Origin of the sequence: Propionispira raffinosivorans DSM 20765 (assembly GCF_000381065.1) — a bacterium.
GTDB classification, from domain to species: Bacteria; Bacillota; Negativicutes; order Selenomonadales; family Selenomonadaceae; genus Propionispira; species Propionispira raffinosivorans.
This window is the reverse complement of the sequence record NZ_KB905854.1, coordinates 1-10570: the sequence shown is the minus strand read 5'-3', so window position 1 is coordinate 10570 and position 10570 is coordinate 1. Positions and strand designations below refer to the sequence as shown.

Sequence of the window (10570 nt, the reverse complement as noted above, 5' to 3'; positions counted from 1 at the left end):
TATAGACGCATTAAACATTTTATATGGCAATCGTCAGGAATGGGTATAGGGCTCCGTGGCGTTACGAGAGGAAGCAAACGATACCCTCCTACTCTTGGCAGACTGATAGACTGTATGGCATTTCTTTAAGTATATCTTATCCCACATGAAAAGCAGCCTGACTGCCTTGTTTGCCTTTGGTAACTTCAAGTCTCGCATCAATTCGTTCTTTAAGTTCTGGCACATGCGAAATAATCCCCACCAATCGACCGCCTTTTTGCAAATCAATCAGAGCTTTAATTGCCATATCCAGTGCCTCCGGATCTAAAGTTCCAAAACCTTCATCAACTAAAATCGTATCCAAATGTATTCCACCAGCATAGCTTTGCACCACATCAGCCAAGCCCAAAGCCAGTGATAAAGATGCTAAAAATGTTTCGCCACCCGATAAGGTTGCCACGGATCTCGCATAGCCCGTATATTGATCAAAAATCTCTATTTCAAGACCACCTGCTGCATTTTTACGCGTTCGTTCCGGCGTGCTTTGCAAAGTATACTGGCCACGGCTCATAATTTTCAATCGCATATTGGAAGCATCAATCACATCCTCCAATAGTGATTTCAAAACAAAACGCTGAAATGTCATGCCATGTATATTATTGCCGCCAGCAACAGCTGCCAAAGTTCCAATCACGCCGTATTCTTCCTGAATAGAAGCTGATCTCGCCTCAAGGGTCTGCAACCGTTTCGCTTTATTTTGACTTTGCTTGATCTGCTCTTTTTCTCGCTGCCACAGGGCATAGGCTTCATTATAATCCTGCGCCGTCTTTTGCAGTTCTTGTTCTAATGCGGTCAGATCAGGCCGCGTTAACATCACAATCGCCGCCTGTGCTTTTTGGTCAGCATCTTCTACCGCGGCCAACTTATCATCAAATATCCGGATCTTTTCCTTAACTTCCTGCCTTTTTTTCTCCGTCCATTTCGCAGTCAGATATTCTTCCTGACTACTAAATCCCGCATTTTGACGCCGCATAGTAAATTTTTGTTCAGTCTGCGCTAACCGGTCCTGCTCTTGCAGTAAATTTTTCTGTACCATTTCAAGAGTTGCCGTTGCTACAGCATATTCACTACGAAAACGCTGAACTTCCTGATCTGCTTTTTCAAAGGCATATTTAAGATCTTTTTGTTTACGGATTGCATCACGTTGCGCTTCTAATAAAACAGTTGAATCTCGATAGATTTCTGGCAAGGACTCTTCCCGTTCCTTGGTAACAGCTACCGCTGCCTGATATTCATTATCAGTTTGTTTGTAGTGAAGGCTGTACTCCGCTTGCTGCTCACCGATTGAAATTTCTTCAAACTGCAATTTTTCTAATAAGTTTTCTACTTCCGTTAGTTCAGTACCTGCCTGCTTAGCGCTTTGCAGATAACTCTCATACAATTTGATCTGCTTTATCACTTCACCAATGGCTGGTGGGTTTTCTCCCAATACAAATTTACTGTCATTTTTCCGATTCATAGCTGTAGCATATTGGGTTTCAATCTTACTCAAATCAATGTGCTGCTGCTGTCTTTTTTTATCGAGTTCTGCCAATTGATGTTGTGCTTCCTTCACTTCGTTTTCAGTTGGCAATATTTCTGTACTGCTCGCTACATTCGGGTGTGACAAAGATCCACAAACCGGACAAGGCTGTTTTTCTTTTAAACCTCGGGCTAAGATAGCAGCCTGTCCAATCGCAAACAGATGTTGAAGACGCATTACCTGAAGCTGCTGTTTTTCATAAAGTTCACTTACCTGCTGCATTTTCAGGTCTTCCTGTTGCTGTTTTGCAAGCATTACAATTAATTCACTATCAATTTTTTCTCCTTCGTTCAATTTGATCTGTAAATTTTTGAGACGCACTAGTTCGCCTTGATATCCCTCAATTTTCGCTTTTTCCTGCGTTAATGGCAAAACCAAAGCTTGTGCTTTTTGACGTTTTTCAGCTAGAAGCAAAATCTTTTTTTCACCATCGGTCTGCAAAGCTAAAGCTTGTGTGAGCGAAGCTTCTTTTTGTTTGGCAGCCTGTCGGGCATTTGCCAAACCAGTCAATTGTTCGGCAAATGCAGTCAATTTCAGAACTTGTGCATCCATAACCAGCCGTTTTGGTTCGTCTTCTTGCCCTTTGCGAAAATTCTCTTCCGCCACTTGTAACTGTTTTTTTAAATAGTCTACACGCTCACTCGTTTGCCTAAGTTTACCTTCATCCGTTTTGACATTCACTAGCAAAGATTGAACCTGCACTTCAAGATCCTCCAGGCTTACCGCTTGCTGTGCCGCCTGGTATTTTTTACGATAGTCTTCCACCACTGGAATTTTCGTTTTCTGTTCTGCTTTTTCCAAGGCAGCTTTTGCTGCTGCTTGAAATTTACTCTCAGTAAGACGACCATCCACATCTTCACCTTGCGCTTTTTGCTGCAAAGCTTTCAAAGCCTCTACTTTTACACCTGTCTGTTCAAGGGTTATTTTTTTACTTGCAATACTCGCCTCTAAACAAACCAAAGAATCAACTTCAAGTTCACGCAAAATAAAATTCTGTTCATCATCCAATACTTTTTTAGCCGCTGCGATATCTTTCGCTTTTTCTTTAAGATGTTCCTCAATTTGACGATATAATTCTGTTTTAAACAAAGTTTGCATGATTTCCTGTCGCTCGGCCGAATTCGCTAAAAGCAGCCGGCGAAATTCTCCCTGTGGCAGCAGCACAACCTGTCGAAACTGATTGCTCTTGAACCCCAGTAGTTTTTCAATTTGCAGCGTAACATTTGTATAGCCCTGCACCAATAATTTTTCTTCGCTGCCATTTATTTTATAAAGCAATGCATCGGCCGTGCTTAAGGTCGTCCCCTCGCCGCGTTTTTTTGGACGCTGCTGTTCAGGAGCACGCCATACCTTATATAAATCCTGACCTAATGAAAAAGTAAATTCTACCTCCGTCATTTGTTCGATATCAGCATTATCACTGCGCAGCATTTTCGCTTCACGATTTTCGCCGCTGGCATCACCATAAAGCGCAAAACAAATCGTATCCAGTATGGTTGTTTTACCTGCTCCAGTCGGTCCATGGATCAGAAAAAAGGATCTTCCCTGTAAATCAGCAAAATTCAGAGTTTCTTTGCCTAAATAAGGTCCAAATGCACTAAAAACAAGTTTCAACAGTTTCATGATTTGACCTCCCGTGCTTTAAGCAAAAGTTCATCCAAATTTGTGGCAAAAGTTTGTTTTTGCTCTTGATTCAACTCCCGATCTGTCATCTGCTGAAAAAAATCGCCAAATAGCTGCAGCTCCGTCTTTGTACGATAATCCAAACGCTCCGTAGCTAGTTTCCCCCCTATATTTAAATAAGGTCGTTCAATCTGCATGAGGTTCGGATAAATTTTCTCCAATTGCCCATGCACATCAAGAATTGCCTGCGTATCTTTCAGTGAAACCATCATATAATCATCCTGAGAAGGATATTTTTCACGGTTTTGCAAGATATCAGCAAAATAACCTGACACTTTACAAACATCATATTTGGGCTTGAGCGAAACCAGCTCGATCTCTACTTGCCCATTCTTATCCATATCCACGATATTGATTCCTTTAGTTTGATTTGCCTCATCAAAAGAATATTTCATCAAAGAACCCGAATAACAAATCTGTTTTCCACCTGCTTTTTGCGAATTATGTAAATGCCCTAGTGCTGTATAATCAAAGGCGGCAAAACTTCCTGCACTAACATTGCTGCTGCCACCTACCGATAACGGGCGCTCCGATTCTGACTCTTGCCCACCAGCAATAAAGGCATGTGCTAAGGCAACTTTACGTACCCCTTGTGGGATTCTTTGCAGACTTTGCTGCACTAAAAATTTCATTGCCCCATCAAAGTCCAGCGATTCATTATGTTGATATACGGATCGTACCAAAGATGGTTCGGCATAGGTAAACGGCATAAAATACACATCGCCAAATGAATCCGTCAGTACCACGGGCGTAAGAGGATTTGTGAGCTGTCCCGTTACATACAGACCCTGCCCGGCAAGTAATTTACTGCCAAATCCAATCCGCTGAGCACTGTCGTGATTACCAGCTATCATAATAACGGGTATCTTTTGGTCCAGCAAAAGACGTGCCAGCGTATCATCCAAAAGTTCCACCGCCTCGATCGGTGGTACCGCACGATCATAAATATCACCTGCAATCAATATTGCATCTGGTTTTGTGTCCTTTACCACTTGATAAAATTGTTCAAGAACATGCGACTGGTCCTGTGTTAAATGTTTACCATGAAACAACCGTCCTAAATGCCAATCTGACGTATGAATAAAACGCACTGACGTTCCCTCCTCTATCTATAAATCTTAAATTCTTTTCAGCTCGCTCAAAACCCTGCAAGAATAAAAAAAGCACCAGATTTTTATCCGGTGCAGCAAACGTACAATCTTTAAATTTTCTTGCATTAAGGTGTCGTCAGCCGAATCAATGTACGACCACACTTACAGGTATCCTGATCGAGCATCACCATCTGTCCTGTTCTAAAACGAATCAAAGGCATTGCTTCTAAAGCTAAAGATGTGATAACGAGTTCACCCATATGATTTTCATCAATAGCTTGATTATCACCCAATCGAATAACTTCCGGATAAAAATAGTCTTCCTGTATATGAAAACCACATTTATATTCACATTCAAACAACATCCCCGCACAGCCAAACTCAACGGGTGAATACATATTATAAATTTTCGCTCCAATTCTGGACTTCAAATGCGTGTCCATATTGTTGCGAAGCAAATCATTCATACAAAAGATGGCCGTAAGCGGCATCCCCTTAATATCATTTTCAAATGCCTGTGCATTGATGATGAGCTGTAAAAGTTGTTTCGGGTTGCTAACGATTGCATCCACGCCAAATTGGTTCATCATCGTAATCGCACGTTCCAAGTTTGTCAAAGGCGACGGAATCACCGTCGCACCAAGTACTTCGGCTGCATATTGAACACTCAAAGCATTTTCATCTGAATATTCATCAATCACTTCCATGATCGTTCCCTTGGTTACACCCCCAGCCATCAGGCAGCGTGTCATCATTTCAACATTGCGTCCGACATCAGCATTTGTATATGCACGAGCAATGTTAAAATTTCTTCCAACAATCCGCATACGGATCGTACCGCTGATTGGTACCGTTAAAAAACCAAACGGGGAATTTACGATCAGATCATTTTGTGTTGTAAATGGCATTTTTTTTAAATCATCTAACGTCTGTATAGACTGGTCTGTCAGCCCCATCGAGTTCATTTTTTCATGATAAAACGGGCTTTTTTCATAAGCCCATTTCATTGTCTTGCGCAATCGTTCCGTCTGCAGCTGCGTCATGAGTTCGCGAGGCATCGTTTCGATTTTCTGATTCGAGTACATAAAATCTCCTCCGCAATTGATTCCGCTCTAGAGTATGTTTTCATTGTAACACATTTCTCACGATTAATTCTGACGAAATCAATTTATAGCAAAATCATCCCCATAATCTAGATGATCTATTACATTGGTCTGCGATAAAAAAATGGTAAATAAGATTCATAGCCCATATTGCGGAAATTTAAGATAGCCTCGGTGGCACCAACAAATAAAACGCCGCCTGGTTTCAGTGCCGCAAAAAAGTCTCTATATAATTGATCCTTAGCTTCTTCTGTAAAATAAATTACTACGTTACGGCATAAAATAAGATCAAAGCCCGTTTCAAAACGATCCTTTAATAAATTATGCTGTTTAAATTCAATACAGGACTTGATCTCAGGCAAAACTGCAAATTTATCCGCCTCTGCAGTAAAATATTTTCTTTTGCGATCCGCTGAAATACTTTTTAATTCATTATCAGAATAAACACCTTTTTTGGCTTTCGTAATAATTTCAATATCAAGATCACTCGCTAAAATACGATGTTTTGACATCGGCGTCATTTCTTTTAAAATCATTGCCATGGAGTAAGGTTCCGCTCCAATTGAACAACCAGCACTCCAAATATTAAGTTTTGAACTTTTTTTCAATAAATCTGGAATTACCGTTGTTTCCAGCTGAGAAAATTTATCCGGTGTCCGAAAAAATTCCGATACATTTATCGTCAGATATTCAATAAAATTAGCAAAAGCTTGTTTATCATTTTCAATGCTGCTAAAAAAAGCCACATACGATGTACTACCATGCCGCGTCATTAGATTCCCGATCCGGCGCTGCATTTGATTTGCTTTATACAAATTTAAATCAATACCCGTCTTCATTTTCAGCTTTTGTTTAAATAATTCCCAATCTTTTTCATCGAGCATATATTTACCTCCTCATTATAATTAACACTAATAATCCTTATGGTCAAAAGGTTAACCTTTGTTATATACAATAATGGGCATACTTCTAACAGCGAGTCTTCAACGCCTACAAAAAACAATTATAACCCAATAAAGATAATATTCGTTCTTTAGATAGAAAAGTCCTACATAAATGCACGGAAATTCACAAAAACTTAATAAATTCTCTTTTTTTCCAATTAGCCTTGATTTTTATTTTTATTTTAAAACAAAAATAATAGAACCAGTGACTTTATACACCGATTCTATTCGACAGTTTTTTATTTATTTAAATCAATATCAAGACTGATATCAAGGGATCGAACCGAATGTGTCAGGGCCCCCACCGATATTATGTCTACACCCGTTGCAGCAATAGCAGCCACCGTTTTTGCCGTAATACCACCAGAAGCCTCTACTGGTACACGTCCATCAATTAGCTTTACAGCTTGTATCATTTGCTCACAATCCATATTATCCAACATGATAACATCTGCGCCTCCGCGAAGAGCTGCTTCGACCCCCGCAATATTTTCCACTTCAATTTCAATTTTTGTCATATGTGAAATTTCTTGTTTGACCAATTCCAACGCTGCCTTAATGCCTCCAGCCACTTTGATATGGTTGTCTTTAATTAGCACCGCATCATAAAGCCCCAGGCGATGGTTGAAGCCCCCGCCTACTCTTACAGCGTATTTTTCGAGTAATCTAAGCCCTGGTGTAGTCTTGCGAGTATCTACCAGACGTGCACCATATGGCGCTGCCAGCGCTGTGAAATGTGCTGTTTGGGTCGCAATGCCGCTCAAATGCTGAAGCAAATTGAGTGCCAGTCGTTCACCCGCCAAGATACTGCGTGCATCACCTTCGACGGTTGCAATCACAGTTTGTTTATCAAGCTGCGCCCCATCTCGCGCACACACCGTAAATTGGATGTCGGGATTGAGTAAAGTAAAAACACGTCCAGCAACATCAACACCAGCCAAAAGTCCTATATCTTTAGAATGAATACACGCCTTTGCCACAGCTGCTTCCGGCACAATCAAATCGGTTGTCAGATCACCACTGCCAATATCTTCGGCTAACCAGTTTTCAAGCCAACGATCTAGATTAAAGTTTTTAAATTTCATAGTTTTACCTGCTTTTCTCTAAAATATGCTGCTGCCAAGCCGCCGAAGGTCTGGAATAGTCACTGCGATAATGTCCACCGCGGCTTTCTTGGCGCATTGCAGCCGTCTGGGCAATAAGCTTCGCAGTTAGCAGCATATTACGATATTCGAGCTCCTGCTGACTAAAAGCATTTGTTCCATCGAGATCATTATGTATACCAGCAAAAAATTCATTGGCAACCGTCAAACCCGAAAAATCACGAATTAGACCCAAGTGACGGCTCATTGTTTTTTGCATGGCCGTTATAGCACAGCGATAGGCTTTCTTTTGCAAGGATGTACATTTCCAATCAATGCTTTCCTTGATTGCCACATGTCGCCGTGCGATAAGCTCAGCAATTCTCCGCCCAAAAACGAGTCCTTCTAGCAGGGAATTGCTCGCTAGACGATTGGCACCATGCAGCCCTGTACAAGCAGCTTCACCACAAACAAATAGTTGCTGGATGCTGCTCTCGCCATTTCGATCAACTTGGATGCCTCCCATCATATAATGTGCTGCTGGAGCAACGGGAATAAGATCCGATTGGATGTTGATCCCATACGTTTCACAAGTTGCTGTAATCATGGGAAACTTTGTCGTCAACTGATCAATCGCCCTGGCGTCCAGATAGATATGATCCGCACCATCTTGTTTCATTTCTTGGAAAATAGCGCGTGCTACGATGTCGCGCGGTGCCAATTCCGCCAGTTCATGATACTTTGGCATAAAACGTTCTCCTCGTGCATTGCGTAAAATACCGCCCGCCCCACGTACCGCCTCAGAAATCAAAAAATTATCTCCACCACTAAAAGCAAGTGCTGTTGGATGAAATTGAACAAATTCCATATCCATAAGAACTGCACCGGCGCGATAGGCAATGCTAATTCCACTTCCCGTTGCACCATCCGGATTCGTTGTATGAACAAACAATTGTCCGGCACCGCCAGTAGCCAAAACAATCGAGCCTGCACGAACCGTCAATAATTCTTTATTTTGCTCGCACCATAAAAGTCCCCCATAACAAGTTCCCTGTTGAATCAATAAATCTACTAAATAATGATGTTCCATAATAACTATATTCGGATGTGATTCAACCGCCGCCAGCAAACAGCGCACAACTTCAGCCCCGGTCGCATCGCCTTTGGCATGTAACACCCTTGAACGTGAATGACAACCCTCACGCCCCAAAGCAATATTCCCCTGTTTATCACGATCGAAAACCGCCCCTAATTTCATCAGATTCTCTACCGCATCATGTCCTTCTTCAACAACCAGTCTCACAATTTCTTCATCGCAAAGTCCAGCTCCGGCTTTGATTGTATCGGCCACATGCAAAGCAAAGGTATCATCTTCACCAAAAACGGAAGCAATGCCGCCCTGCGCCTGATTGGTATTGCTGTCATGTAATGTATCTTTTACCATCAATAAGACCTTCTGACCTTTTTCAGCCGCATACCAGGCAGTAATCAGCCCAGCAACCCCACTGCCGACCACAAGACAATCCGTTTTTTGTACGGGAAGATCCTTGGTCGAAAAATTCATTAAATAACGCTGCATTCTAATTCTCCTAACCGCAAATTGCCAGCATTTTTTTCAAGCTTCCGACTGCCCGCAAGCGAGTTTCTTCCGGAACGATGATTCGTGGTTCCAACTGAACCAATGAACTTTTAACTTTTTCGAGTGTCGTTTTTTTCATATTGCTGCAGACCATTTTATCCGATGCCAAATAAAAACTTTTCTCTGGGCACTCCTTTTCTAGCTGATATAAAACGCCCTGCTCCGTTGCAATAATAAATTCACGGTTTGGGCTGCGTTTTGCTTCTTTTACAATATTAGTCGTGCTGCCAATAAAATCAGCAATTCCCCTCACTTCCGGCTCACATTCAGGATGCATTAGAACGAGTGCCTTGGGGTGCTTTTCTTTCATTGCCTGAAGTTCCTCTTTTGACAGACGTGCATGCGTTGGGCAACAGCTGGGCCAAGAAAAAATATTAGCATTCGTTTGCTCTTGTACATACGAAGCGAGATTTCGATCCGGCACAAAAATAATTTCTTTGTCACACGCTATCGATTCAACCACGGCGACTGCATTGGCGGATGTGCAGCAAATATCACTTATCGCTTTAACCGCTGCTGGTGTATTGACATATGACACAACGACCGCATCCGGTTTTTCCTGTATTTTTTTCTTTAATGCCTGCTCAATCATATCATCAAACATCAAGCATCCAGCATCGATTGCTGGGAGCAAAACTATTTTTTCTGGTGATAAAATAGCGGCAGTTTCCGCCATAAAATGAACACCGCAAAATACAATTACTTCTGCATCGGTTGCTGCTGCTTGCTGCGATAGACCAAATGAATCGCCTGTGTAATCCGCAATCGCTTGAATTTCTGGCGGCTGGTATACATGCGCTAAAATAACAGCCCGTCGCTCTTTTTTTAATTTTTCGATTTCCTGTACCAAATTTTTCATTTATAATTTCTCCATCATCTTTCTTACTGTCTTGACAGTTGACAATACTATAATTATAAATCCTTTTCCAAAATACCGCAACGGTAAGCAAAAAAATATTTAATGCAACTTATATATCCTAAATATTTTGGAATACAAAAAAACCAAGAGGAGCAGAAAAAATCATAATGATTTTTTCTGCTCCTCTTGAGTTAACTCTAAATATGATATGTTTATTTATTGCGTTGGCAAAGTTCAACTAAAATACCGCCGGTAGATTTTGGATGAACAAACGCAATACTTGATCCGCCCGCACCATAACGTGGTTTTTCATCAATCATACGAACGCCTTTTGCCAATAAATCTGCAATCGTTTGTTCAATATTATCAACGCGAAGTGCAATATGCTGAATCCCGTTTCTGCCATTGTTTTTTTCAATGAATTTTGCAATCGGACCATCTGGAGACGTCGATTCCAAAAGTTCTAATTCGCTGTCACCGGATGGTATAAAGCAAACTTTTACTTTTTGTTCTTCAACTACTTCTTCGCCTGTTGCTTTAAGACCAAGAATATCTGTATAGAATTTTTTTGCTTCTGCTAAGTCAGCAACAGCAATACCAATATGATC

8 protein-coding genes are annotated in these 10570 nt (G+C 41.3%); all 8 read right to left on the bottom strand.

Translation table 11 applies throughout. The annotated features are described in order from the left end of the window. Positions 1-136: 136 nt before the first annotated feature. A complete protein-coding gene (locus F606_RS0112435; protein ID WP_019554222.1) occupies positions 137-3184 on the bottom strand; it encodes an AAA family ATPase in 3048 nt (1015 codons plus the stop codon). After that, positions 3181-4335, bottom strand: a complete 1155-nt coding sequence (locus tag F606_RS0112430) for an exonuclease SbcCD subunit D (RefSeq protein WP_019554221.1) — start codon at positions 4333-4335, stop codon at positions 3181-3183. Before F606_RS0112430 ends, F606_RS0112435 begins: the two co-directional genes overlap by 4 nt. A 125-nt stretch (positions 4336-4460) precedes the next feature. Further along, the gene (locus F606_RS0112425) at positions 4461-5420 is read right to left on the bottom strand and encodes a phenylacetate--CoA ligase family protein (protein WP_019554220.1); all 960 of its coding nucleotides are present in this window, start codon (positions 5418-5420) and stop codon (positions 4461-4463) included. Between the two features lie 119 nt (positions 5421-5539). Further along, entirely contained in the window at positions 5540-6322 is a 783-nt protein-coding gene (locus F606_RS0112420) for a CheR family methyltransferase (protein WP_019554219.1), read from the bottom strand. A gap of 299 nt (positions 6323-6621) precedes the next feature. Next, positions 6622-7467 carry a carboxylating nicotinate-nucleotide diphosphorylase gene (gene nadC / locus F606_RS0112415; RefSeq protein ID WP_019554218.1) on the bottom strand — a complete coding sequence of 282 codons (846 nt, stop codon included), beginning with the start codon at positions 7465-7467 and terminating at the stop codon, positions 6622-6624. Positions 7468-7471: 4 nt separating this feature from the next. Beyond that, positions 7472-9043, bottom strand: a complete 1572-nt coding sequence (gene nadB, locus F606_RS0112410; protein WP_019554217.1) for an L-aspartate oxidase — start codon at positions 9041-9043, stop codon at positions 7472-7474. A gap of 10 nt (positions 9044-9053) precedes the next feature. Then, complete coding sequence (nadA, locus tag F606_RS0112405) at positions 9054-9962, bottom strand: quinolinate synthase NadA (protein WP_019554216.1); 909 nt, start codon at positions 9960-9962, stop codon at positions 9054-9056. Positions 9963-10174: 212 nt separating this feature from the next. Beyond that, positions 10175-10570 (bottom strand): methylmalonyl-CoA epimerase (gene mce / locus F606_RS0112400; RefSeq protein ID WP_019553319.1); only part of this gene is annotated, 396 nt, incomplete at its 5' end.